Source organism: Microlunatus sp. YIM B11417 (assembly GCF_059617205.1).
Map to the genome: position 1 here is coordinate 271,278 of NZ_JCAMPJ010000005.1, position 24,592 is coordinate 295,869.

At 68.4% G+C, this 24,592-nt stretch carries 21 protein-coding genes and 1 tRNA gene; 11 read left to right on the forward strand and 11 right to left on the reverse strand.

Annotated elements, in window-relative coordinates; genetic code table 11:
* Positions 1 to 158 precede the first annotated feature (158 nt).
* From AC6CCG_RS23725 to AC6CCG_RS23740, 4 genes are all read right to left on the reverse strand, one after another.
* Entirely contained in the window at positions 159 to 2,297 is a 2,139-nt protein-coding gene (locus AC6CCG_RS23725) for a dipeptide ABC transporter ATP-binding protein (RefSeq protein ID WP_496657199.1), read from the reverse strand.
* Positions 2,294 to 3,241, reverse strand: coding sequence for an ABC transporter permease (locus AC6CCG_RS23730; protein WP_496657200.1), 948 nt, complete (start codon positions 3,239 to 3,241; stop codon positions 2,294 to 2,296). Before AC6CCG_RS23730 ends, AC6CCG_RS23725 begins: the two co-directional genes overlap by 4 nt.
* A 2-nt stretch (positions 3,242 to 3,243) precedes the next feature.
* Positions 3,244 to 4,227: an ABC transporter permease gene (locus tag AC6CCG_RS23735; protein ID WP_496657201.1), complete on the reverse strand. Its 984-nt coding sequence runs from the start codon at positions 4,225 to 4,227 to the stop codon at positions 3,244 to 3,246.
* A gap of 297 nt (positions 4,228 to 4,524) precedes the next feature.
* Positions 4,525 to 6,204, reverse strand: coding sequence for a dolichyl-phosphate-mannose--protein mannosyltransferase (locus AC6CCG_RS23740; RefSeq protein WP_496657437.1), 1,680 nt, complete (start codon positions 6,202 to 6,204; stop codon positions 4,525 to 4,527).
* Positions 6,205 to 6,267: 63 nt separating this feature from the next.
* Between AC6CCG_RS23740 and rsmI the strand changes: the two genes are divergently transcribed.
* The 3 genes from rsmI to AC6CCG_RS23755 are packed head-to-tail and all read left to right on the forward strand — an operon-like array spanning position 6,268 to position 8,592.
* The gene (gene rsmI, locus AC6CCG_RS23745) at positions 6,268 to 7,101 is read left to right on the forward strand and encodes a 16S rRNA (cytidine(1402)-2'-O)-methyltransferase (protein ID WP_496657202.1); all 834 of its coding nucleotides are present in this window, start codon (positions 6,268 to 6,270) and stop codon (positions 7,099 to 7,101) included.
* Positions 7,102 to 7,992, forward strand: coding sequence for a TatD family hydrolase (locus AC6CCG_RS23750; protein ID WP_496657204.1), 891 nt, complete (start codon positions 7,102 to 7,104; stop codon positions 7,990 to 7,992).
* Positions 7,993 to 8,592, forward strand: coding sequence for a nitroreductase family protein (locus tag AC6CCG_RS23755; protein WP_496657205.1), 600 nt, complete (start codon positions 7,993 to 7,995; stop codon positions 8,590 to 8,592). It begins immediately after the preceding gene.
* A gap of 198 nt (positions 8,593 to 8,790) precedes the next feature.
* Here the strand turns inward: AC6CCG_RS23755 and AC6CCG_RS23760 are convergent, their stop codons facing one another.
* Positions 8,791 to 9,678: an endonuclease domain-containing protein gene (locus AC6CCG_RS23760; RefSeq protein WP_496657206.1), complete on the reverse strand. Its 888-nt coding sequence runs from the start codon at positions 9,676 to 9,678 to the stop codon at positions 8,791 to 8,793.
* A 130-nt stretch (positions 9,679 to 9,808) separates the two neighbouring features.
* On the opposite strand from AC6CCG_RS23760, the gene AC6CCG_RS23765 reads away from it, so the two are divergent.
* Positions 9,809 to 10,588 (forward strand): isocitrate lyase/PEP mutase family protein, encoded by a 780-nt coding sequence (locus AC6CCG_RS23765; RefSeq protein WP_496657207.1) that lies wholly within the window; start codon positions 9,809 to 9,811, stop codon positions 10,586 to 10,588.
* Here AC6CCG_RS23765 and AC6CCG_RS23770 read toward each other — a convergent pair.
* Positions 10,585 to 11,409, reverse strand: a complete 825-nt coding sequence (locus AC6CCG_RS23770) for a Stf0 family sulfotransferase (protein WP_496657208.1) — start codon at positions 11,407 to 11,409, stop codon at positions 10,585 to 10,587. The two genes, AC6CCG_RS23765 and AC6CCG_RS23770, sit on opposite strands and share 4 nt — an antisense overlap.
* A gap of 67 nt (positions 11,410 to 11,476) precedes the next feature.
* Between AC6CCG_RS23770 and rsmA the strand changes: the two genes are divergently transcribed.
* Positions 11,477 to 12,337, forward strand: coding sequence for a 16S rRNA (adenine(1518)-N(6)/adenine(1519)-N(6))-dimethyltransferase RsmA (gene rsmA / locus AC6CCG_RS23775; RefSeq protein WP_496657209.1), 861 nt, complete (start codon positions 11,477 to 11,479; stop codon positions 12,335 to 12,337).
* Positions 12,338 to 12,385: 48 nt separating this feature from the next.
* The gene (locus tag AC6CCG_RS23780) at positions 12,386 to 13,306 is read left to right on the forward strand and encodes a 4-(cytidine 5'-diphospho)-2-C-methyl-D-erythritol kinase (protein ID WP_496657210.1); all 921 of its coding nucleotides are present in this window, start codon (positions 12,386 to 12,388) and stop codon (positions 13,304 to 13,306) included.
* Between the two features lie 19 nt (positions 13,307 to 13,325).
* Here AC6CCG_RS23780 and AC6CCG_RS23785 read toward each other — a convergent pair whose 3' ends face one another.
* A complete protein-coding gene (locus AC6CCG_RS23785) occupies positions 13,326 to 14,246 on the reverse strand; it encodes a hypothetical protein (RefSeq protein ID WP_496657211.1) in 921 nt (306 codons plus the stop codon).
* A 128-nt stretch (positions 14,247 to 14,374) separates the two neighbouring features.
* Between AC6CCG_RS23785 and AC6CCG_RS23790 the strand changes: the two genes are divergently transcribed.
* The gene (locus AC6CCG_RS23790; RefSeq protein ID WP_496657212.1) at positions 14,375 to 15,541 is read left to right on the forward strand and encodes a low temperature requirement protein A; all 1,167 of its coding nucleotides are present in this window, start codon (positions 14,375 to 14,377) and stop codon (positions 15,539 to 15,541) included.
* A gap of 80 nt (positions 15,542 to 15,621) precedes the next feature.
* Complete coding sequence (locus AC6CCG_RS23795) at positions 15,622 to 17,919, forward strand: NHL repeat-containing protein (RefSeq protein ID WP_496657213.1); 2,298 nt, start codon at positions 15,622 to 15,624, stop codon at positions 17,917 to 17,919.
* Positions 17,920 to 18,016: 97 nt separating this feature from the next.
* Here AC6CCG_RS23795 and AC6CCG_RS23800 read toward each other — a convergent pair whose 3' ends face one another.
* The 3 genes from AC6CCG_RS23800 to AC6CCG_RS23810 are packed head-to-tail and all read right to left on the reverse strand — an operon-like array spanning position 18,017 to position 20,389.
* Positions 18,017 to 18,541, reverse strand: a complete 525-nt coding sequence (locus AC6CCG_RS23800) for a MarR family winged helix-turn-helix transcriptional regulator (protein ID WP_496657214.1) — start codon at positions 18,539 to 18,541, stop codon at positions 18,017 to 18,019.
* Positions 18,542 to 18,557: 16 nt separating this feature from the next.
* The gene (locus AC6CCG_RS23805; RefSeq protein WP_496657215.1) at positions 18,558 to 19,760 is read right to left on the reverse strand and encodes an MFS transporter; all 1,203 of its coding nucleotides are present in this window, start codon (positions 19,758 to 19,760) and stop codon (positions 18,558 to 18,560) included.
* Complete coding sequence (locus tag AC6CCG_RS23810; RefSeq protein ID WP_496657216.1) at positions 19,757 to 20,389, reverse strand: TetR/AcrR family transcriptional regulator; 633 nt, start codon at positions 20,387 to 20,389, stop codon at positions 19,757 to 19,759. The genes AC6CCG_RS23805 and AC6CCG_RS23810 overlap by 4 nt, the downstream gene beginning before the upstream one ends.
* Positions 20,390 to 20,531: 142 nt before the next feature.
* Here AC6CCG_RS23810 and AC6CCG_RS23815 point away from each other — a divergent pair.
* Positions 20,532 to 20,610: transfer RNA gene (locus AC6CCG_RS23815), tRNA-Gln, on the forward strand.
* A gap of 850 nt (positions 20,611 to 21,460) precedes the next feature.
* Entirely contained in the window at positions 21,461 to 23,038 is a 1,578-nt protein-coding gene (locus AC6CCG_RS23820) for an RNA-directed DNA polymerase (protein WP_496657217.1), read from the forward strand.
* 105 nt (positions 23,039 to 23,143) lie between these two features.
* Here the strand turns inward: AC6CCG_RS23820 and AC6CCG_RS23825 are convergent, their stop codons facing one another.
* The gene (locus AC6CCG_RS23825; RefSeq protein ID WP_496657218.1) at positions 23,144 to 23,461 is read right to left on the reverse strand and encodes a hypothetical protein; all 318 of its coding nucleotides are present in this window, start codon (positions 23,459 to 23,461) and stop codon (positions 23,144 to 23,146) included.
* Positions 23,462 to 23,650: 189 nt separating this feature from the next.
* On the opposite strand from AC6CCG_RS23825, the gene AC6CCG_RS23830 reads away from it, so the two are divergent.
* Positions 23,651 to 24,427, forward strand: a complete 777-nt coding sequence (locus AC6CCG_RS23830) for a DUF5677 domain-containing protein (RefSeq protein WP_496657438.1) — start codon at positions 23,651 to 23,653, stop codon at positions 24,425 to 24,427.
* Positions 24,428 to 24,592: the final 165 nt, after the last annotated feature.

Sequence of the window (24,592 nt, forward strand, 5' to 3'; positions counted from 1 at the left end):
GCGCGCGGACATTCTTCGCATGATCGGTAGCTGATCCGGCAGATCCAACCCCCTGGACATGCCGTCGAACAGAATAGGACCGGGGTTGCCGGTGGTATGGGCGACGCGTCGAATCGTCACCCATCCGAGACTCCCGAACCCATCTGTCACTCCTTCCCCTACCGGTAGTGGCAGGCATTGGTGTGCTTCCCCGCCACTCCGGTCAACTCTGGTGTCTCCGACACGCAGCGCAGCTGCTGCTGCTCCGGCAACGTCGCCCGCAGCTGGCACCGCGTGGCGAAGCGGCAGCCGGGGGAGTTGTCGATCGGGCTCGGCAGGTCGCCGCCGAGCAGGATCCGTTCCCGGGTCCGTTCCTTCACCGGATCCGGGACCGGGATCGCCGACAACAGCGCCTGCGTGTACGGATGCTGCGGATTGTCGAACACCGCATCGATGTCGCCGTACTCGACGAACTTGCCGAGATACATCACACCCACCCGGTCGGCAATGTGCCGGACCACGGACAGGTCGTGCGCGACGAACAGGTAGGACAGGCCGAGCTTGACCTTCAACTCGTCCAGCAGATTGATCACGCCGGCCTGGATCGACACGTCGAGAGCCGAGACCGGCTCGTCCAGCACGACGACCTTGGGATTGGTCGCCAGCGCCCGGGCGATCCCGATCCGCTGTCGCTGACCGCCCGAGAACGCCGCCGGGAAGCGGTCGCTGTGGCTCGGGTCCAGCCCGACCAGCTCCATCAGCTCCCCGACCCGCTCGGTGATCGCCTTGCCGGAGAAGTTCAGCGCCTTCATCGGCTCGCCGATGATGTCGAAGACGGTGAACCGCGGATCGAGCGCACCCATCGGGTCCTGGAACACGATCTGCAGATCCCGGCGCAGCTTGCGGCTGTCCGTCGCGGACAGCCCGGCCACGCTGGTGCCGCCGACCCGGAGCTCGCCGTCGGGCTGCTCGGAGAGATTCATGATCTCCAGCAGGGTGGTCGTCTTGCCACAGCCGGACTCGCCGACGATGGCCATCGTCTCGCCCTCGCGGATGTCGAAGCTGATCCCGTTGACCGCGTACACGCTGCCGATCCGGCGCTTCAGCAGCGCCCCCTTGAGCAGCGGGAACGTCTTGGTCAGGTTGGTCACCTCGAGCATCGGCTTCCGCTCCGCGCGCGGCGTCTCGGTGAGTTCGCTCTCCGGCAGCTCGGGCACCGGGTAGATCGGCTTGCCGTCGATCATGCCCTCGCGGATCTCGCCGGAGCGGATGCAGGCGGCCCGGTGCCGGCCCCAGCCGCTCGCCGGAGCCTCCGAGTCGACCAGGCCGAGCGGTGCCACCTCGCCGAGTTCCGGTTCGGCCTCGCGGCACCGGTCGATCGCGATCGGGCAGCGCGGCGCGAACGGGCAGCCGGGCGGCAGGTTGATCAACAACGGCGGGTTGCCCTTGACCGGGATCAGCGGCGTCTTCTCCGCCACGTCGACCCGGGGGATCGCGGCCAGCAGCCCGATCGAGTACGGCATCCGCGTCTCGTAGAACAGTTCGTTCACCGGGGCCTGCTCGACCGGCTTGCCCGCGTACATGACGATCACGTCGTCGGCATTGCCGGCGATCACCCCGAGGTCATGGGTGATCATGATCACCGCGGCGCCGGTCTCCTCCTGGGCCACCTCGAGCACGTCGAGGATCTGCGCCTGGATGGTGACGTCGAGGGCCGTGGTCGGCTCGTCGGCGATGATCAGGTTCGGGTCGTTGGCCATCGCGATCGCGATCACCACCCGCTGCCGCATACCGCCGGAGAACTCGTGCGGGAACGACCGGACCCGCGCCTTCGGATTCGGGATGCCGACCAGTTGCAGCAGGTCGACCGCGCGATTCCAGGCATCCTTCTTGGACACCTGGTTGTGGGTCGTGATCGCCTCCACCAACTGCTGACCGACCGAGTAGACCGGGGTCAGCGAGGACAGCGGATCCTGGAAGATCATCGACATCTCTTTGCCGCGGAGCTTCGACATCTGGTTGTCGTTGAGGGTCAGCAACTCGCGGCCGTTGAGCTTGACCGAGCCGCCGGTCCGGGCCGAGTCCGCGAGCAGGCCCATGATCGCCAGCGAGGTGACCGACTTGCCGGAGCCGGACTCGCCGACGATGCCGAGGGTCTGGCCGCGGCGCAGGTCGAACGAGACCCCACGGACGGCGTCGACCCGCCCCGCCTCGGACGGGAAGCTGACCTTGAGGTCGCGGACCGAGAGCAACGGGGCGTCCGGATCGGGGCGCCCGCCCGTCGCGTCGGTGATGATGCCGGTCGACGGAGTCGTCATGCGTGGCCTCCCGCGGCGGAAGTCGGGTCGAAGGCGTCCCGGAGACCGTCGGCGACCAACGCCATCGACACGGTGAGCAGGGTCAGCGCGGCGGCCGGGAAGTAGAACAGCCAGGGTGCGCTGGAGATCGTGTTCGCCCCGGAGCCGATCAGCGCGCCGAGCGAGACGTCCGGCGCCTTGATGCCGAAGCCGATGAACGACAGGCTCGTCTCGGTCAGCACGGCCCCGACCACGCCGAGGGTGAACTGGACGACCAACAGCGAACCGATGTTGGGGATGATGTGCCGGATCACGATGAAGAAGCCTCGGACCCCCATGAAGCGGGCCGCCGTGACGTACTCCCGCTCCCGCAGGGACAGGGCCAGCGTCCAGATCACCCGGGCCTGGAAGAACCAGCCGGTGAGCACCAGGATGCCTGAGACCACGAGCCAGTTGCCGCCGGAGCTGTTGGAGATCATCGCGATCAACAGGAAGGTCGGCACGACCATCAGGAAGTGGATCACCGTCAGCGCGCCGCGCTCGTAGAGCCCGCCGAAGTAGGCCGCCGAGGCGCCGACGACGGCCGAGATCACGGTGGTCCCGACCGCGACGATCAGGGCGATCAACAGGGACCGCTGCAGGCCGTGCACGGTCTGGGCGTAGAGGTCGTTGCCGCCGGCGTTGGTGCCGAACCAGTGCTCGGCGTCCGGTTCCGCCGTCAGCGCGGTGAAGTCGGGAGCCAGGTAGTCGTGCTGGGCGAAGAATCCGCCGAAGAGCGAGAACAGGATGATCACGATCAAGATCACCACCCCGCCGACCGCCGGCTTGTTGCGCAGGAAGCGGCGGAAGTAGAGCATCCGCCGGGACAGCCGGCGGCGCGGTTGTGCGCCCTGCAGCATCTCCGCCGTCGGATCATGATCGGGATCGCCCGACTGGCCCGGCAGGTTCATCACTTCGGTCGACATGATCAGCTCACCCGCACTCTCGGATCCAGGACCACGATGGTCAGGTCGGACAGGACGGCTCCGATCGCCGTCATGAAGGCACCGAAGGCGGCCGTGGCGACCACCCCGTGCACGTCATTGGTGGCGATGGTCTTGATGAAGTAGCGGCCCATGCCTTCCCAGGCGAAGATCTGCTCGGTCAGGATCGCTCCGGTGAAGAGGCCCGGGATCGAGAACGCGACCTGGGTGGCGACCGGGATCAGCGAGGTCCGCAACGCGTGGCGGCGGACCGCCTGCGCCTTGGTCAGTCCCTTGGCCCGCGCCGTCCGTACGTAATCGGCGTTGATGTTGTCCAACAGCAGGGAGCGCTGCAGGAAGTGGGTGCCGGCATAGGTGGTGATCACCAGCACGATGGTCGGCAGGATCAGGTGCTGAGCCTTGTCGACGATGATCGGGCCGATCCCCGTGACACCGTCGTTCTGGGCACCGACCACGTAGAAGATCGTTCGCCCGACCGCCTGGTTGAACTGGATCGCCAGCAGCACGATGCCGAGCGCGGCGACCACCACCGGGATGTTCAGGGTGATGATCGAGACGCCCTGGCCGATCCGGTCGGCCAGCTTGTACTGCCGCGAGGCCGTGTAGACGCCGAGCGCGATGCCCAGCGCGGTCGCGATGATCACACCGGCGAAGACCAGCTGCGCGCTGACCCAGATCCGGAACTCGATCTGCTGATTGACCGATTCGCCGACCGGGCTCATGCCCCAGTCCCAGCGGGTGACGATGCCGGTGATCCAGCCCCACCACCGCTCGACGACGTTGACCTTGTCGTTCAGGTTGTACTGGTTGAGCAACCCGTCGACCGTGTGCTCCGGCACCGGTGGCTGCCGACCCACGTAATTGGATCGAGGATGCAGATAGAAATTGGCCAGGAAGTAGGTGAGGTTCGTGGCGACGAGGATCATCAGCAGCCAGCCCGCAATGCGCCGCACCAGATATCTGATCACCGAATTGGTCCTCCATGATCCGCGCTCGCAGGCCCGCTGAGTACGGCAACGGACTCTAGCGTCCTGCGGCACGCATGCCGAGCCAACACCGGTCGGGCGATGCCCGGAGCCCGGATTTTCCGGGCGCGGCTCACTGACCGATCCTGTCCAACAATGCGTGTCCTCCCCAGGGCACAACAGGCGCCGACGCCTGACTCTGGCGAGACTCTAGTCCTTGAGGCGCCTTTTTGCCGCATCCTGACGGTCTTGTCACACAGTCGCAACAGGACTTCCGGTCTCGGCGTTACGGGGTCGTTATCAGATCCAGCCGCGGATCCACATCCTCGCCCGCCACTGCTGATAGGTCAGCACGCCGTCGGTGAGGATCGGATAGATGAAGGCGAAGTTCGCGCCGACGAGCGCGATGAAGGCGCCGATGCCGATAGCGGCCAGGGCGCGCCGGTCCAGCGGCAGCGAGCCCGCGCTGAACAGCCCGGCCAGGCTCCGTGCCGGGGCGCCGCGGGCGTGTTCCGGCCGCGCCCGGGCGGGGACCGGTGGCGATTCGGGCTGGTCCGCAGTGCCGGCTCGGCTGCGCGCGTCTGCCGCCGTACCGAGCAAGCGGCCCAGGACCAGGGCCACAGCGGTGACCGAGAACGGCAGGATCGTGATGGCGTAGAAGAGGAACTGCGGCCGGTCGGTGTACTGGAACCAGGGCAGCCAGTTGCTCAGTACGCCGACCACCGGGATGCCGAACCGCCAGTCCCGGCCGCCGACCCAGAGGACCAGGGCGGCGACCAGCGCGATCACCGCGGCCCACCACAGGGCCGGGGTGCCGATCCCGGAGATCACCCGGTAGCACTTCTCGGCAGTGGCCGGGCAGCCGTCGGTGCCGGCCGGGATGTCCAGCACGGCGTCGATCCCGATCACCCGGGCCAGCACCAGCCAGCCGGACGGGTTCGCGTCGTACGGGTGGGTCGCCTGGGCGATGCCCTCGCCGGTGTGGAAGTTCCAGATCGCCTGGTTGTACGCCAGCAGCGAGGCCAAGGGGTCGCCGAGCAGCCGTACCGAGAGGGCGTCGGGGTGGTTCTGCCCCCAGTCCCGCATGTAGCCCTCGCTGCCGGCCAGCCAACTGGCCCAGCTCGCCACGTAGATGATCACGCTCAGCACGACCAGGGAGACGAAGGCCGGGATGCCGTCCCGGATGATCGCCAGACTGGACCGGACCCCGGCGCCGGCGACCCGGCGGGCACCGACGTCCCAGGCCAGCGACAGCAGCGCGAAGGCGGCCAGCGGATAGAGCGCGTTCCACTTGGTGCCGAGGGCCAGGCCGAAGCACACGCCGGCCGCGATCCGCCACGGCCTGATGATCAACGCCGGGCCGAACCTGCCGCCGAGATCGGCCAGCCCGTTGCCGGTCAGATGATCAGCGAGCTTGTTCCGGAACCAGTCCCGGTCGGCGATCAGGCAGGCCACCGCCGCGACCACGAAGACCGCCAGAAAGATGTCCAGCAAGGCGATCCGGGACATCACGAAGGCCAGCCCGTCGAACGCCAGCAGCAGCCCGGCCAGCCCGCCGATCAAGGTCGACCGGGAGATCCGGCGGACCATCCTGATCACCACGAAGATCAACAACGCGCCGAAGACGAGCGAGGAGAACCGCCAGCCGAACGAGTTCATCCCGAACAGGTATTCCCCGAACGCGATCAGCCATTTGCCGATCTGCGGATGCACGATGAAGGCAGCGCTGTCCTTCATCACGTCGAGATTGCCGGCCACGATCGCGTCGTTGGCGTTGTCCGGCCATTCCCGTTCGTAACCGAACCGGAGCAGCGAATACGCGTCCTTGGCGTAGTAGGTCTCGTCGAAGACGAGCTTGTTGGGATAGGCCAGATTGACCGACCTGATCACGAACCCGATCAAGGTGATCAACGCCGTGATCGCCCAACTGAAAGCGCGGTCGGTCGGCTGCTCGACCCGCAACCGTTCCACCACGGTCAGTCCGTCCGCTCGCGCCACCCGGACATACTAGTGTCGCGAACTGGCAGGCGGGACGGAGGCGATGTGGGTCGAGTGGTGCTGGTCGGTACGCCGATCGGCGACCTGGGCGACGCCTCGCCGAGGGTTTCCGAGACGCTGGCCGCCGCCGACGTGATCGCGGCCGAGGACACCCGGCGGCTGCGCCGGCTGCTGGACCGGCTCGGGGTGACGACGACGGCCCGGGTGGTCTCCTACTTCGACGGCAACGAGGCGGCTCGGGCGGCCGAACTGATCGAGGCCCTGCAGGGCGGAGCGACGGTGGCCGTGGTCAGCGACGCCGGCATGCCCTCGGTCTCCGATCCGGGGTTCCGGCTGGTCGCGGCGGCGGTCGAGGCCGGGATCGAGGTGACCGCGGTGCCCGGGCCGTCGGCGGTGCTCACCGCGCTGGCGCTGTCCGGACTGCCGACCGACCGGTTCTGCTTCGAGGGCTTCCTGCCGCGCAAGGCGGGGGAGCGGTCGCGCCGGCTGGCCGGGCTGGCCGGCGAGCCCCGTACCGCCGTGTTCTTCGAGGCTCCGCACCGGACCGAGGAGACGCTGCGGGCGATGGCCGAGGCCCTGGGTGCCGACCGTCGGGCCGCCGTCTGCCGCGAGCTGACGAAGACGTACGAGGAGGTCCGGCGGGGCAGCCTCGCCGAGCTGGCCGACTGGGCCGCCGAGGGCGTCCGCGGCGAGGTCACCATCGTGGTCGCCGGCGCGGAGGCCGAGCGGGGCGACACCGAGGACGCGGTGGCGATCGTGCAGCGACTGGTGGCGGACGGGTCCAAGCTGAAACCGGCCGTGGCCGAGGTCGCGGCGGCGCGCGGGCTGGCGAAGAACGAGTTGTATGCGGCCGTCCTGGCCGCGCGGGAGGGGAGCTAGATGGAACTGCGTGAGCAGCGGGCCGCCACGACCGAACAGGGCCAGCGACGCAACCTGGACCGGCCCGAGGTGCCGGAGCCGCTGCCGTACCCGGTGGTGGACAGTCACTGCCACCTCGACGTGGCCGACGGCAAGACGGCGCTCTCGCCGGAGGAGGCGATCGAACTGGCCGCCTCGGTCGGGGTCCGGCGGCTCGTCCAGGTCGGCTGCGACGTCGCCGGCTCGCGCTGGGCGGTCGAGGCGGCCGGCCGGTTCCCGAGCGTCGTCGCCGCGGTCGCGATCCACCCCAACGACGCGGCCCGGCTGACCACCACCGAGCTGGCGGCGGGCATCGGTGAGATCGCCCGGCTGGCCGCCGATCCGTTGGTACGGGCGGTGGGCGAGACCGGGATGGACACGTTCCGGACCCGGGACGAGGACGGGCTGGCGATCCAGCGGGAGGCGTTCGCGGCCCACATCGCCCTGGCCAAGCAGCACCGCAAGGCGCTGATGATCCACGACCGGGAGGCGCACCAGCCGATCCTCGACGTGCTGGATGCCGAGGGCGCGCCGGAGCGGATCATCATGCACTGCTTCTCCGGCGACGCCGAGTTCGCCCGGGCCTGCCTGGACCGCGGCGGCTACCTCTCCTTCGCCGGTACGGTGACGTTCAAGAACGCCGGGCCGCTGCGGGAGGCACTGGCGATCACGCCGCTGGACCGGATCCTGGTCGAGACCGACGCGCCGTACCTGACGCCCGAGCCGTACCGCGGCCGGCCCAACGCCTCGTACCTGATCCCGCACACCGCGCGGACCATCGCCGACGTGCTCGACCGCGACCTCGAGGAGGTCTGCCGGGCCTTGTCCGGGAACGCCGACACGGCCTTCGGCGGAACCTGGGCGGAGGCCTGAATGGACCTGTCCGACGTGCTGCGCCGGCGCCGGATGATCCGCGCCTACCGGCCGGACCCGGTGCCCGCCGACGTGATCACCCGGCTGACCGACGCCGGCCGCCGCTCGCCGACCGCCGGCTTCACCCAGGGCGTCTCCTTCCTGGTCCTGGACCAGCCGGCCGACGTCGCCGACTTCTGGACCGCCACCGGTTCGGCCGACGACGAGAACTCCTGGCTGGCCGGGATGCGCTCCGCGCCGGTGTTGATCTTGGTCTGGACCTCGGAGGCGGCCTACCTGGACCGCTACGCCGAGCCCGACAAGGGCTGGACCGACCGGGACCCGTCCCGCTGGGCCGCCCCGTACTGGTGGGTCGACGCCGGCATGGCCGCCCAGACCATCCTGCTCGCCGCCGTCGACGCCGGCCTCGGCGGCTGCTTCTTCGGCGTCCCGCCCGAGCACCAGGACGCCGTCCGGGCCCGCTTCGGCGTTCCCCAGGACCAACTCTCGGCCGGCGTGATCAGCCTCGGCCATCCGGCCGCGGCAGGCGCCCCCGGCTCACCCAGCCGCCGTCCCCGCCGTCCCGTCCAAGATCAGGTTCGCCACGGCCGCTGGTCCTGAGTGGCACGGTTTCGCTGCGAAACCCGTTCGCGGGCGCGTTATCCGGAGATGAAGTCGCGTTCCGCGTCGAAACTGTGCCACTCGCGGGTGGAGGTGGTCGTTGCTGGGCGGATGGCACGAATTCGACGCGAAACATCTTCCCGAGCGCGTTATACGGAGATGAAGTCGGGTTCCGCGTCGAATCTGTGCCACTTGCGGTTAGAAGGGCCGGCGGCGGGCGTTGGTGAGTGCCTTGCGGACCGAGGCGAGGACCCAGTCGGGATCGTCGACCAGATGCGGCCAGGTGAAGTGCAGGACGGTCCAGCCGGCGGTGGCGAGGTCAGTCCACTTGCGGCGGTCCCGGTGGAATTGATCTTGGCGTTCGGCTCGGTGGAACTCGTAGCCGTCCACCTCGATCGCGACGCGCGCGTCCGGAAACACGATGTCGACGACGTAACGGACTCGGCCGACGCGGATCGCGTGATTGCCGATCCAGCCGCCGATCCGCGCGTCGTCGAGCAGTTCGTGCAGCCGGCGTTCGGATGCCGACCATGGACGGCGCCGCGACCTGGTCAACCACTGGCGGCGGAGCTCGTTGTCACGGCGGTACGGCGTCTCGGCGAGAGCAGCTTCGAGATCAGCGATGGTGACCAGGCCGGTGCGCAGGACTCGCTCGATCGCAGCTCCCTGGTCGGACTGCGCCAGATCGAGGGCGGTCAGTGCCGGCGCCGTGACCTGCAGCCCGTTGACGGTCCGGATCAGCGGTCGCGGGATGGTCTCCCGGACCAGGGCGAAACCGGCGGGAACGGCACGCGGCCGCGGCCGTGCGGCGGTGATCACCGGTACGTCCAGGTCCGGCCAGAAGGTCAGCCGGGCCGCCGCCGACCGGGTCAGCACCAGATCGCCGGCCCAGGATCCGAACGCACGGATCCGGACGTCGAGTCGGTCCGCTGCCTCGGGTGGCGCCAGGATGCCGGGCAGGACGAAGGTCAGCAGCCCGCGCTCGACGAGTCGGTAAAGGCTGCGCCGGTGCTCCGGATGGCGGCGCACCACGATCACGCCGCCGCCCTCGGCGAGCAGCGCAGCGAGCGGGATCCGCATCGGCATCCGATGATCATGCGTCGGCCGCGCCGATCCGGCCAGCGTCCGGCTCCACGCCTGTGGACAAGCCTCGAATCGGGTCGGTTGTGGACAAGTCCGGTGTCACATGCCGAGGGCGTACCTCGTCAGTGTTGGCATGAACCTCAACGAGAAATGTGAACTCCTGCGTTCGCTGCACGTACCGGGAGAACCGCTGGTCCTGCCGAACGCCTGGGACGTCGCCTCGGCCAAGGTCGTCGTCGAGGCGGGCTTCCCGGTCGTGGCGACGACGAGTGCCGGCGTCGCCGCCAGTCTCGGGTACGAAGATCACGAGGGGGCTCCTGGCGACGAGATGCTGGCGGCGGCCGGGCGGATCAGCGCCCGGGTGGAGGTGCCGGTGACGGTGGACGCCGAAGCGGGGTACGGGCTCGACGCGGCGGCCCTGGTCGCCGAGCTGAAGCGGATCGGGGTGGCCGGCTGCAACCTGGAGGACACCGATCACGCGACCGGGCGGCAGCGGGACGCGGCCGAGCAGGCGGCCTGGATCTCCGCCGTGCACACGGCCGCGGAGGCCGCGGACTACCCACTGGTGATCAACGCGCGGATCGACAACTACATCGGTGAGTTCGTGGCACGGCTCACCTCGGGCGACACCACGCCGAGTCCGCAGGACCGCCACCTTCCCGACGCCGTCGACCGGGCTCACCGCTACCTCGAGGCGGGCGCGGTCTGCGTCTACCCGATCGCGCTGCACCAGCCGGACCAGATCGCCGCACTGGCCGGGGAGACCGGCGGCATGATCAACATTGCCCGGATGCCGCAGGCCGGCGGGGTGGCCGAGCTGGCGGACCTCGGGGTCGCGCGGATCAGCTACGGCGGCGGGCTGTTCATGGAGACGATGCGTGCCTTCGCCGAGAAGGTCGCGGCCGTGGCCTAACCGAGCCGGGCGGCGGACTCCTCGGTGAATCGGTCGGCGTAGCGGCGGCTCTGGTCATCGGCCATCACGATGAACTCGCCCTGCGCGGCGAGACTGGACAGGTCCGCCGGCGGGATCAGGCCGACGTGGTCGAAGACGGCCTTCAGCGCGTCGGTCGGATCGTCCTTGAAGTCCTCGTACACCAGACGCAGCGGGGCCAGCCCCTGTTGGGCGATGAACCGCTCGATCTGGCCCTGCTTGCGCTGGATCAGGTCGACCTGCTTCTCGATCCCGGCGTAGTCGTACGGCGGCATCGGCGGCTTGCCGGCCAGCTTGCCGACCGTGTGCCAGACGCCGGTGGCCTTGGCCCGGAACAGCGAGACGGCCTGCGCCACGATGTCGCGGCGGTGCACGGTGATCCAGGACCACTGCGCGGCGTTGTCGGGGAGCTCGCCGACCTGGGCCAGCGGCAGCAGCGCCTCGGCCGTGCCCTTGAACCCGAACACGCCCTCCTTCGACGCATAGGTCCGTACGGTCTCGGTCAGGAAGTCGGCCATCGACGCCGACTTCCACTTCTTCGCCCCGGTCTTCTGCCGGTACGGATTCAGGTGCTCACGGATGTCGCCGAACGCTCCGGAGCGGTTCAGCACGTCCACGAAGAAGGTGGTGCCGGACCGGGAGGTGAAGAGCATCCCGACCTTGTGCCGGACCGGAGCGAAGATCGCGGCCGGGTCGCCGCCGGTGCCGCGCAGCCGGGACGGCGACGACTCGAGCAGCCGCCTGGCCTCGGCAGGAGTCAGGCCCAATTGCAGGACGCGGTCGGTGAACGAGGTCCCGGACACGACGATTCCTTCCACTCGATGCCACGGACTTCCGCGGAACCCTACCGGTTCCGCGTTATCCTCACCCGTGGCCTCCGACCATGATCAACGCCTGCTCGACCCGACCGCCGTCCGCGGCCTGGTCGCCGAGCTGGGCCTGCGGCCGACGAAACAGCGCGGGCAGAACTTCGTCACCGACGCCAACACGGTGCGCCGGATCGTCTCGCTGGCCGAGGTGGGGCCGGAGGACGTGGTGGTCGAGGTCGGGCCCGGGCTGGGGTCGCTGACCCTCGGGCTGCTGCACCGGGCCCGCCGGGTGATCGCGATCGAGATCGACGAGCTGCTCGCCGGGGCGCTGCCGGCCACGATCGAGCGGCTGGCCCCGGACCGCGCCGACGCGCTGACCGTGCTGACGGCCGACGCGCTGAAGGTGGACGAGCTGCCGGAGCAGCCGACGAAGGTGGTCGCCAACCTTCCGTACAACGTGTCGGTGCCGGTGCTGCTGCACCTGCTGGCCACCTTCGACAGCTGGCGGTACGGGCTGGTGATGGTGCAGTCCGAGGTGGCCGACCGCCTGGTCGCCGGTCCCGGCAGCAAGACGTACGGCATCCCGTCGCTCAAGCTGGCCTGGTACGCCGCCGCGCGCCGGGTCGGCAGCGTCGCCCCGAGCGTGTTCTGGCCGGTGCCCAACGTCGACTCCGGCCTGGTCGCGCTGGACCGGCGGGACCCGGTGCCGACGACGGCGACCCGGGAGCAGGTGTTCGCCGTGATCGACGCCGCGTTCGCCCAGCGGCGCAAGATGCTGCGGTCCGCGCTCGCCGGGACGGCCGGGTCGTCGGCCGCCGCGAGCGCCGTACTCGAAACGGCGGGGGTCGACCCGCAGACCCGCGGCGAGCAGCTCGGGATCGCCGACTTCGCGCGGATCGCCGAGGCGCTGGCCCAGCGGTAGCAGCGGGTCGAGCGTCGGACCGGTCCGGACGGGCATTAGCCTCGCAGTGTGGTTGCCGCCCTGCCCCCGACCGGTGTTCGTGTTCGCGTCCCGGCCAAGATCAACCTCGCGCTCAAGGTAGGGCCGCCCCGGGAGGACGGGTTTCATCCGCTGGCGACGGTCTTCCACGCCGTTTCGCTGTACGACGAGCTGGTCGCCGAGCCCGCCCCGGCCGGCGAGTTCAGCGTCGAGGTCACCGGCGACGACGCCGAACTGGTGCCGACCGACGACACCAACCTGGCGGTCCGGGCGGCCCGGCTGCTGGCCGAGACGTACGCGCCGGCCGAGGGGGCCCGGCTGTCGATCAAGAAGTCGATCCCGGTCGCCGGCGGCCTGGCCGGCGGCTCGGCGAACGGCGCGGCGGCCCTGGTCGCCTGCGCCGAACTGTGGGCGCTCGACCTGGAGCACGAGGAACTGACCGCGCTGGCCGCGGAACTCGGCAGCGACGTCCCGTTCGCCCTGGTCGGCGGCACCGCGATCGGCAGCGGCCGCGGCGAGCGGTTGGTGCCGGCCCTGGCCCGCGGCTGCTACCACTGGGTGCTCGCCTTCAGCGACGAGGGCCTGTCCACGCCGAAGGTGTACGGGCTCTACGACGACCTCGGCGGCCTGACCGCGCCGCAGCCGACCGTCTCCGACGAACTGATGAACGCGCTCCGGGCCGGCGACGCCGCCGCGCTCGGCTCGGCCCTGGACAACGACCTGCAGCCGGCCGCGCTGACCTTGCGCCCCAGGCTGCAACGGGTGATCGACGCGGGCCTCGACCTGGGCGCCCTCGGCGCCGTGGTGTCCGGGTCCGGACCGACGGTCGCCTTCCTGGCCGGCTCCGAGTCGGCCGCGATCGAACTGTCCGTCCGGCTCAGTTCGGAGGGCATCTGCCGCACCGTCCGGCGCGCCGTCGGCCCCGTGCACGGCGCCCGCATCGTCGGCTGAGCACCACCCGGGGCCGAGGTCAGAAGGACGGCGGACTGAAGTAGTTGCTCGACGGCCCGTGCCAGGTGTTCGTCGGCGGCCGGTTGCGGATCTCCTCGAGTTCCTCCGGGGTCAACGGGTGCGGGTCGATCTTGACCCCGCTCACCCGCAGCCACTGCGCCTCCAGCAGCTGCTCCTCGGTCCACTCGACGAGCTTCTCCCGGGTCGCGGGGTCGAGATGGACGACGAGGTACGGATCGTCGGCGCGCAACCGCTCGATCGCCTCGTTGACCCGGGCCGCCGTCAGCCCACTGACCGGATCGCCCAGCGTCGGGTTCGGCTGCTGCTCCAGCAGTTGCAGGGTGATCACCAGCCGTTGCCGGCGCGGGTCGGTCGAGCCGTGGTTCGGGCCGACCTGGTACGACCACACGGGCGCTTCGCTGATCTCGGCGAGCGCGCGTCCCCGGGCGGCCTGCCGCTGCTGCCGCTCCCGGGCGTACTCCTCGCGGCGTCTCGCCTGGTCGGCGTCGATCCGGTCGGTCAGGTCGGCGGCCCGATCGCGGAAGGCCAGGTACGCCGCCAGCACCTCGGACCGGAGCCGCTCCACCGTGGCCTCCACTTCCTGCCGCACACGATCTGTACGCCCGCCGCGGGCCCGCCAGGCCAGCCACCTGCCCGCCGAGGAGGGTGGCCGCAGCCGCGCCTCCGCCCGGTTCTGTTCGGTCCACGCCTGCTCGGTGGCCCCAACCAGGTCGGCCGTGGCCCGGAACCACCGGTCCGCGTCGGCCTCGGGCGCTTCCAGGGTCAGGTTCGCGAAGCTGCCGAAGCCGTCCCGCACCGCGCCGTACAGCTCGCGGATCTGCTCGACCTCGGTCCCGTCGAGCCGGAAGTGGTCCCACCTGATCACGCTGCTCAGCCGGGCGCACCGCACGCTGACGCGGGGTCGGTCGGCTTCCGTCATGGCGTCCTCCCGCTGCTGTGCCGTGGACCGGTTTCAGGCTATCCAGCCGCGCGGAGGTGCGGGGCGTTACTGTCGTCGCCGCCCGATCTACGGAACGATGACCTGCTGTGGAGAACGTACGAGGAGCCATGCCGATCATCCGTGCGCTGCGGCCGCGGGACCCGGCCGACCCGCACCGCGCCGCTACGCCGCTGGAGTTGCTGACCGATCTCTGCTTCGTGGTGGCGATCGCCCAGGCCGCCGCCGAGCTGCACCATCACATCTCCGACCACCACGAGCTGCAAGGCCTGGTCGGCTTCATGATGGCGTTCTTCGCGATCTTCCTGACCTGGCTCAACTTCACCTGGTTCGCGTCCGCGTACGACAACGACGACGTGATCTACCGGCTGCTGACGATCCTGCAGATCCTGGGCTCACTCGTGCTCGCCGCCGGCATCCCCGCTCTGTTCGAGGGGAACCTGGTGCTCGGCGTCGCCGGCTACGTGATCATGCGCATCGCTCTGGTGGCGCAATGGCTGCGCGCCGCGTACCACGATCCGGAACGAAGGCAGACCTGCATCCGCTACGCGGTCGGCATCGTGATCGTGCAGATCTGCTGGATCGCCTGGCTGCCGATCACCGCAGCCGCGCCGTTCCTGGTCACGCCCCTGTTCGTGCTGCTCGGAATCCTGGAACTCGCCGTGCCGCTGTTCGCCGAGCGGACCGGCGGGACCACCTGGCATCCGCACCACATCGCCGAGCGGTACGGCCTGTTCTTCATCATCGTGCTCGGCGAGACCGTGCTGTCGACGACCCTGGCGATCCAGGGTGCCCTCTCGGATGATCAACTCTGGACCTCCTCGGTGCTGATCGTGGTGGGCTCCGGGATCTTGATCGTCTTCAGCGCCTGGTGGCTCTACTTCTCCCGGTCGGTCGGCGATGTCTTGTCCACGGTGGACCGGGCGCACCAGGCCCGGGCGTTCCTGTGGGGCTGGGGCCACTACTTCATCCTGGGTGCCGCGGCCGCCGTCGGTGCAGGGCTCGCGGCCCGGGTGGACTTCTGGTCCGGGTCGGAGCACCACGGCAGTGCGCTGGTCACCGGCCTGGCCGTGACCGTGCCGGTGGCGGTGTTGTTGATCATGCTCTGGGCACTCCACCTGCGCCATCACGACGGGTCGCCGCGGACCTGGGCGCCGTTCCTCGGGGCGGTGGTGTTGATCTTGGCCTCGACCGCGACGCCGGTGCCGGAGTTGATCACCGGTCTGGTGCTGGCCGTCCTGGTCGCGGTCGAGATCAGGGTGGCGCGACTCGTCTGAGCCTCTCGGGTCTATCCCCGGCCGGAATTATCGCTTACGCTTAACCGCAATTTGAGCCATCCGGAACTAGGGGTGACCGTATGCGTGCTCTCGGCCGTACCGCAACAGCTCTGCTCGTCCTCGCCCTCGGCCTGGCGATCGCCGGTCCGACCGCGGCCCAGGGCGAACCCGCGGCGAAACTCCAGACGCCGCCGCCACCGGCCGGCGAACTGCGCGACCTGGGCCCGACGATCAGCTCGCTGACCGTCGTCGAGGGCGCGTACGGGACGCTGCCGGACGGCACCTTCGCCGCGTACGCACCGGTGATGGGGGAGAACGCCGAGCTCAACGTGACCACGTCGGTGAACGGCACCAACACCCTGCTCGGCAAGTACCCGATGCCGGGCGCCTCCGGCGGGCCGACGATCGCGGTCGGGCCGGACGGGGTGGTCTACGTCGGGACCTATTACCAGGGCCACCTCTACGCCTGGGATCCGGCGACGAAGGAGATGTCCGACCTGGGCCAGCCGGTGGCCGGCGAGACGTACCTGTTCGGGCTGTCGATCGCTCCGGACGGAACCGTCTTCGGCGGCTCGTACCCGAATGCCCACGTGTGGTCCTACCACCCGGACAAGGGCTTCACCGACTACGGCAAGCCGGTCGACAACGACGAGATCAAGTATCTCAAGTCGACCGTGTACGACCCGGACCAGAACGCGCTGTTCGTCGGCACCCAGCCGATCCCGAAGCTGTTCAAGCTCGACCTGACCAGCAAGACCTTCTCCGAGACCAGCCTGGCCGCGCCGTTCCCGGGCGCCTCGGTGATCGATCTCGACTACGCCGAGGGTCGGGTGATCGCCAACGTCAACAACACCCTGCGGGTCTTCGATTCCGTGGCGAACAAGGAGGTTCCGGTCACCGACGCGTCCACCGGGCAGCCGGTGACCGGGCTGCCGATGGTGGCCCGTGGCGTCTCCGAGCCGCGTGATCACAAGGTCTACTTCAGCCGGCTCGTCAACGCCGTCTCGCACCTCGCGTCCTACGACCTGACCACCGACACGGTGACCACGACCGACAAGCCGTCCACCCGCGGGGCCTTGATCGGCTACGGCTGGACGACCGAAGGTGATCATGAAGTGCTGTACGCCCTGGCCGGCAACTACTCCGGCGGCGGGTTCCGTTACGACCCGACGACCGGGGCGGCGGGCAGCCTGTCGTACCCGTTCGCGCCGGCGCCGGCCGGCCTCCAGCACGTGCTGCCGACCCGGGACGGTTCGGAGATCTTCTTCGACGCATTCCTCAACGGGAGCACCTCGAAGCTGGACGTCGCGTCCGGCGTGATCACGCCGGTGACCCGGCTCGGCCAGGTCGAGGACTGGACGCTCGGTCCGGAGGAGGAGACGACGATCTATGCCGGTACGTATCCGAACGGCAGCCTGATCGCGTACCGCCCCGACCAACCGGCCGGCGCCGACAATCCGAAGATCTTCGCCAACCTCAAGGAGAACGGCGCGCAGATCCGGCCGCTCGACGTCCAGGTCCACGACGGCACGCTCTACGCCGCGACGGAGCCGGACTACGGCCTGCGCGGCGGCGCGATCGCGACCGTCGACCTGGCCTCCGGCGAGGTGAAGGTGACCCGGAACGTCGTCCAGGATCACACGATGGCCTCGCTCGCCTTCCTCGGCGGCAAGGTCTACGCCGGCAGCAGCACCCAGGGCGGCACCGGCACCGACCCGATCGCGGGCACCGCCGAGCTGGTCGAGTGGGACCCGGCGACCCGCGAGGTGGTCCGGTCGATCGAGCCGGTCGCCGGCGCGCAGAGCATCAACGCGCTGACCGTCCACAACGGCCGCCTGTACGGGCTCGCCGACTCGACCGTCTTCGAGTTCGATCCCGTGGCCTGGAAGGTGATCCGGGCCGTTCCGCTGGACGGCGTCGGCGCGATCAAGGCCGCCTCCAGGGGCGAGTTGATCTTCCACCCGAACGGCTACCTGTACGCCAGCGTCGGCGAGTCGATCCTCGCGCTCGACCCGTTCACCCTGACCGGCGAGCGGCAGGCCGAGAAGGCGTACCGCCTTGAGCCTTCGGCCGACCGTGACCTGCTCACCCTGGTCTGGCCGGAGGGCTTCGAGAACCCGATCCACTACGGCCGCTTCACCCCGGCCGAGACCCAGTGCGCCACCCCGGACACCCGCGACTTCGTCACCGTACGCGGCGTCGTGACCCCGGTCCGGAACCGCTTCGTGATCACCGGCTGCACGCTGCAGGACATCGTGGACAAACTGATCAAGTCCCGCAGCAGCAGCGCCACCGCGGCCCGCGAACTGGACCGCTACGTCGCCAACCGCACCATCACCGAACGGGAACGCGGCGAACTGATCCGCGCCCTCGGGTGAACCTGGGGCCCGGCAGTTTTTCACGTTAACGTGAAAAACTGGCGCAATACCACAGAAGCTTCCTGTGTAAAGCGCCAGGAAGGTGTGTACGGACGGGTCAGCCGGCGCGGTAGGGGATCAGCAGGGAGCGCAGCGAGCGAGCGAGTTGATCATGCTCGTCGGCCGGCAGGCCGGCCAGGATCTCCCGCTCCGCGCTCAGCAGGTCGGCCAGGGCCGCGTCGACGGCGGTCCGGCCGGCGTCGGTCAGGGTGACCAGGACGCCGCGCCGGTCGCCCGGGTGACTCTCCCGTCCGACCAGCCCGCGGCCGACCAGCCGGTCCACCCGGTTCGTCATGGTGCCCGAGGTGACCATGGTCTCCCGGAGCAACTGCCCCGGCGACAGCCGGTACGGGGCGCCGGCCCGCCGCAGCGCCGCCAGCACGTCGAACTCCCAGGACTCCAGCCCGTGAGCGGCGAACGCCGAGCGGCGCAGCCGGTCCAGGTGCCGGGCCAGCCGGGTCACCCGGGACAGCACCTCCATCGGCCCGGTGTCCAGGTCGGGTCGCTCACGCTGCCAGGCCTGGACGACCAGGTCGACCTCGTCCCGCGGTTCACCCGCGTCAGCCGGAAGCGGTTGCGCCATGGCTGAAGTGTAGATGTCAAGACTCTTGACGCGGATTGATGCCGTCGTCGGTCTTCGGCAGGACCACCGCGAGCGCGATGATCACCAGGCAGAGCACGCCCGGCAGGATCATCGCGTGCTGGACGCCGAGCTGGCGGACCAGGAAGCCGGTGACGGCCGGGCCCATCAGGAAGGTCGCGTAGCCGAAGGTCACCACAAGGGCCAGCACCCGGCCGCCGCCCAGGTGCCCGGCGACCGCGTACACCTGCGGGGCGATCATGCCCACGCCGAACCCGACCAGCGCCCAGCCGAGCACCAGCAGCGGCAGCGGGGTGGTGGTGATGACGATCAGATAGCCGGCCGCGGCACAGATGCCACCGAACCGGACCACGGCGCGGCGGCCGAACCGGACCACCAGCCGGTCGCCGAGCAGCCGGATCAGGGTCATGAACGCGCTCACCGAGATCAGGCCGATCGCGCCGACCGCCGGGTCGACGTGGGCCACGTCGGTGACATGGATCGAGGCCCAGTCGACCGCGGTGCCCTCCGCGAGCCCGTACCCGATCGCCATCAGGCCGAGCAGCCAGGCGATCACGGGGATCCTCGACCGCACCCCGTCGACCGTGTGGTGCACCGGGGTCGCCCGCGGCGTGTGCCGGACCAGCGGCAGCAGCGAGGCGAGCGCGATCACCGCCATCGTGATCATGAGCGGCAGGACGACGGCACCGCCGCCGAGCCCGAAGACGCCCGAGATCAGCAGGATCAGGCCGGCCCCGACGAAGTTGCCGATCGAGAAGAAGGCGTGGAACCGGCTCATGATCGGCTGCCGCCGGGCTCGTTCGACCTGAACGCCGGCCGCGTTCATCGCGACGTCCATCGCGCCGTTGCCGAGCCCGATCATGATCGCGCCGGCGACCGCGATGCCGTACAGCGGTGCGAATCCGACCATCAGACAGCCCGCGATGATCACCGGCAGGCCGAGCAGCGCCACCGGTCGCGCGCCGAGCCGGTCGGCCAGCCGGCCGCCGACCTGCATGGTGAGAATGGCGGCCAGGCCGGCCAGGAAGAGCAGCAGGGCGATCGCGGTCGAGTCCAAGCCGAGCTTGGCGCGCAGGGCCGGCAGCGAGCCGCCGTACCCGCCGAGCAGCATGCCGTTGACCGCGAACAATCCGGCGACCGCGAACGCGGCGGCCCGCGAGTCCAGCCGCGCACCGGGCGCGTCGTCGACGACGCGGGTCATCGACGGCTCGCCAGCGTGGGCCGGGGCTCCAGCCCGCGCAGGCCGTTCCAGGCGAGATTCACCAGATGGGCCGCAACTTCGGGCTTGCGGCCCCAGCGACTGTTGTCCAACCACCACTGACCGGTCATGGCCACCATCCCCACGAGTGCTTGTGCGTACGGTTGCGCGGTCCTCGGGTCGAGGTCGCGTCGTTGGAACTCGGTCCGGAGCACCCGCTCCACCCGGCTGGCCACATCTCCGAGCAGCGTCGCGTACTCGCCGGCGGCCGAGCCGCGGGCCAGGATGCGGAACCCCTCGGTGTGCCCCTCGACGTAGTCGAGGAACGCCAGCGTCGCCTGCTCGAGCACCTCGCGGGACCGGCCTTCGGTGCTCAGCGCGGCGCCGATCCCGTCCAGCAGCGTGGTCACCTCGCGGTCCACGACGACCGCGTAGAGGGCGTCCTTGCCACCGAAGTGCTCGTACACGACCGGCTTGCTGACCTCCGCTGCCGCCGCGATCTCCTCGACCGACGTACCGTCGATGCCCTTGTCCGCGAACAGCCCGCGCGCCACCGTGATCAACTGTTCACGGCGCTCGGCGCCGGTCATCCGGACCCGGCGTGCCCGGCGCGGCGCAGATCGGGACGGCATTGTCCTAGTCTCCCCAACCGCAAGCCGATGGAGAAATCCATTCCACGCCTCGTCCGTGCCGATCCGGGCGGACCTCCGGGAACCGAGATGCGCGGCGGGCGGGACGATGCGTACTCTTGTCCCTGGCCGACCGCTCGGCCGTTCCCCGGTTGGTCTGCCGGCAGGGCCCGCCTGACTTTGAATCAGGATTAGCGACGAAGGTTCGACTCCTTCCCGGGGAGCAAGGAAGTCCGGTTGACTAGGCAGAATGGCGCATTTCTGTCGTGTAAGTCCGGCAGGATTGCCGGCCGTGCACACAACCCGCGCTCACAAACCGCGAATCCGAGCCCCTTCGTTAGCCAGTTCGCGCCGATAGCGCTTCGATCGGCGGCAGTCCCAGGGGCGGGTCGCCGAGACCCTTCCAGGCCCAGCGGAGCGTGGCTGTAGCGCCCTCAGCGAACAACCGATCCGCGGCGTCGGCCTGCAATCGGATGGCCCACCGCTCGGCCGCCTGGAATTCCCGGTCCAGCAGCTTCGTGAGCCCGCCGGGTGGTGTGGGTGATCGGAGCCGGTGCCGGAGCCCGCTGCCCGTTGAAGACGGTAGTTCCGCAGGCCATCCAGCGGCAGGCCCACGCTACGCCGACCGCGTATTTGTCAGACCGTGCGAGCCGCTCAGCTTCGCGCCACAAGGCGACGAAAGCTGCGCGCGGCACTCGGAGGTTTCCCGCGGGATCCCCTCGATGTCCTCGGTGCGCACGTCCACGTCTTCCACCATCGCACGGATGTCTGACACTTCCTGGAGTCCGGCAAATGCATTCGCCGCAGGCCGCCTGCGAGGGCCCGTCGCGACCGAGCTGTCACGAAGCCCAGATTGACTGCTTAGTCCCGAAGCACCTCGGGTGCACAAGGTCATCGGGCTGCTGGTCGGGCTGAGATGGGTCGGCGACGGCCGGTGCCGTACGGGGTCTGTGCGCTACCGATGTCGGACAGTCTGTCGGACACGGCCCACACCAGCCGCGTCTGCCTACGAGGGGGACGAGACGGAACCAACCCAGTTCGGTTCACGGGAAACCCGGCGGACGCGATCGACCCGTGAGAGAATTGGATGCCATGGGGGGAATAGCGTGGCTTGACGCGCTCGACGTTAGCCGGGGCGCACAGAATTTACATTCCGAATTTATCGGTGACTGGTACGTCGATCCATGGGATTGGCCGGAACTCGAATTTCTCCAGAAGACCGGCACGGACGTGCTGCTTGCCCACCTACAGGCAACTAGTGCATCCCGAGTGGCTGCAATAGATGTACCCAAAGAGAACTGGGGAACCAGGCCAGCCGTCGTACTTGACATTGTTGATCGACTGATCTATCAAATGCTGATCGATAGATTGAGCGTGGACTTAATCGGTGACCTGCCCGCGAACGTCTACGGCTGGCGTCTACCATTCGTCGACGCATCTCGTGGCTTGTACTCACGGCAAGATATCCAATGGAACTCATATCGGGGCCACCTCACGGAGGGTGCCATGAGGTTCCCGGTAGGGATTACCACGGATATCGTTTCCTGCTTCGCCAATATTCCGCTAGAACACGTCTATGCTGCAATTGAGGACAAATGCGCCAAGGGTGATGTCGCAAATCGGCTAATAACACTTCTTCAAAAGGTTTCGGAAGTATCGCCACGAAGCGGGCTTCCGCAGCGTTCGCTGGCGTCTGCCGTTCTTGCGAATCGCATGCTTAACGCCCTGGACGTAGTACTCGAAAGCTATTCGCAGCCTATGGCCGGTCTTATCCTGCAAGGAAGGAAGGTCAGGAAGGTCCAGCGACACTCCTACGCCCGCTGGATGGATGATATGTGGCTGTTCGGCTCAGATGAAGGTCAGCTACGGCGAGCCCAGGTCGACCTCCAAACTGCCGCAAGGTCGGCGGGAATGGACCTAAACACTGCCAAAACCGACCTATACACAGATGATGAGCTGTACCAGAAGGCGGGCGAGATTGAACATAGCGCCGTGGATGGTGCGCTACAGGAAGATCCACCAGAACACACTCCACTCGAGGAGCTAATTGACCGACTGCTAGATGAAGTGGAGAAGGCAGGGAGAACGAGTGTTAAGTTCGCAGCGCTGAGGATGCTTGAGCATCGTGTTCAATACCGACTGGAGGACCTGGTCGAAGCTTCAACGAAAATGCCGCACTGCGCCGACTCTCTTTCACGACTGTTCTCCACGTCCTTTACTGCTCCAAGACTGGCCGAATGGTTTGTCGCTGGGACACGCGATCCGTGGTGGAAGTTTGATTGGAGCACATCCTTCTACCTGCGAATGTTTGACTCCGGTCAGAAGGCACCCAAGGAGCTCACAGCGTATGCGAGCGAGGTAGTCGCGGACGGTAGTTCAAACATTCAACTACTTGCGGCGTGCGCACAGCGGTTGAGTCAGTGGGACAAGAACTCGGCCCGCGAGGCCGTTAGATCAGGCATGGAGCGCACGAACAATCCGCACAATCGACGGATACTAGCCCTGTCTGCGCTCGGTGCGGGCGAGCCGAGCACGCAGGTCAAGAAATGGCTCAGGCAGGAGCAGGAGAATTCTGTGACCCTCGCCATGCTTCAGAGTCGCAGTTTCCGCGCGCCGAAGGTTGGCACCCTGTACGCTGCGGCGGTCCATTAGGCGGAGGCGGCCCGCAGCGAGGCGAGGACATGCGCCGCCGCGCTGCGCTTGCGCGGCGCCCTGATCGGAGTTGGAGGCGAACCCAGCAGACTCGTCTGGCGCTAGTCACCCTTCTGCACGGGTGCGGCTTCGTCTGGTCGGTCCGATCGCGGCGTCATTAGTGACCGGTCGCACGGTGCGCGCAGGCTGCCAGTCAACGAGTACACTTCCGGCCTGGATGTTGACGATAGCCATCTGCAGGCTGATGGTGTCGCTGACCACGCGGCGGCGGCACTTCTCGGTCACGATGTAGATACCTATCGGCGCTTCTACCTGGTGACCGACGACGACGCGGCGGCTACCGCGGCTATCGCAGCCGGCCGGTTGTTCGGAGATGCCGCTCTGACTCCGTGAACGGCGGTAGACAAGAGGTAACGAAGCCATGCCGGTCCACAGTCGGGTCCATCCTTGCGCAGCGAGCGCAACCAGCCAAGCAGACCCGGCTCGACTGTTCGGCCGAGTTGGGTCGTTGGCGGTTGGTGATAGTCCGGAGATGGGACGCGGGCGCGGCACCTTCCGGCTAATCTCCTCTGGAGGAATCTAGTCACGGCACGATCTTGGGGGCAGGTGCGCATGGTCCATGGGGACGCGTTGATCGGAGAGCGTGAGGTCTTCGTCCTGTCACGCGCGGTGATTACTACGGTCGCACAGTTGGAATCCGGTCCATTGCAGGCGGAGTCGCGAGAGCAGGGAAACTACCTCAACGGGTGGTGGACGGCGATTCGGAGGCAGGCTCAGGCTGTCCTGATGCTGGCTGAAGCTGAGTTGGACTATGAGGCGTCCGGTCTGTTGCGCGGGATGATCGAGCATGCTGTCTTGATCAAGGTCTTGCTAGCGGATCCGGGTGCTTGGAGAGTAACCGAGCGGGCTCGGGCGTATGAGTACAGGAAGTTCGAGACCTGGTTGATCGATTCGGGTTATCAAACGTGGGAATCGCTGTCTTCGGCTCGGTCAGATGTCGAACGACCGAACGCGATTGATGAGCCGAGGAAAGACTACCTCGCTGCCTTCGCGGCTCAGTGCAAGTCGCTTGGTTACGTCGGTGACGTGTACTACGCGCGGTTCCTTTATCTTTCCCATCAGACCCACGCATCCCCGGAAACGGCGATGCGGTTCATTACGCGAGATGGGTGCGCCTGCGAAGGCTGTAGCGGACGGCCACCAATGAAGTCTCCGACCCCGCAGGCACTCGGGGCCCTGGTGTTACTCGAAGCTGCGACGTCGATCAACACGATCGCTCCGGGGAACCCTTGGAGTCGGGACCTCGCAGACATGGAGCAGGTGTGCGCGCCGATCCGAGACAGCTTCGCTGGTCCGCCGTTTCACGTCGACAGAAGTGCCAGGGCGTAAGGGCGGCGCGGACCGCAGTGAAGCGAGACGCGCGACGCCTTGAGCAAGGAGAGGTCTACACAGCAGATCGTCCCGCAGTGGCCTGCGGGTGGCTGCTCACAATCTCGCTCACAAACGGCGGTCGACAGGAGTAAACGAAGCCATACGGCAGTGCATGAGTGCCGC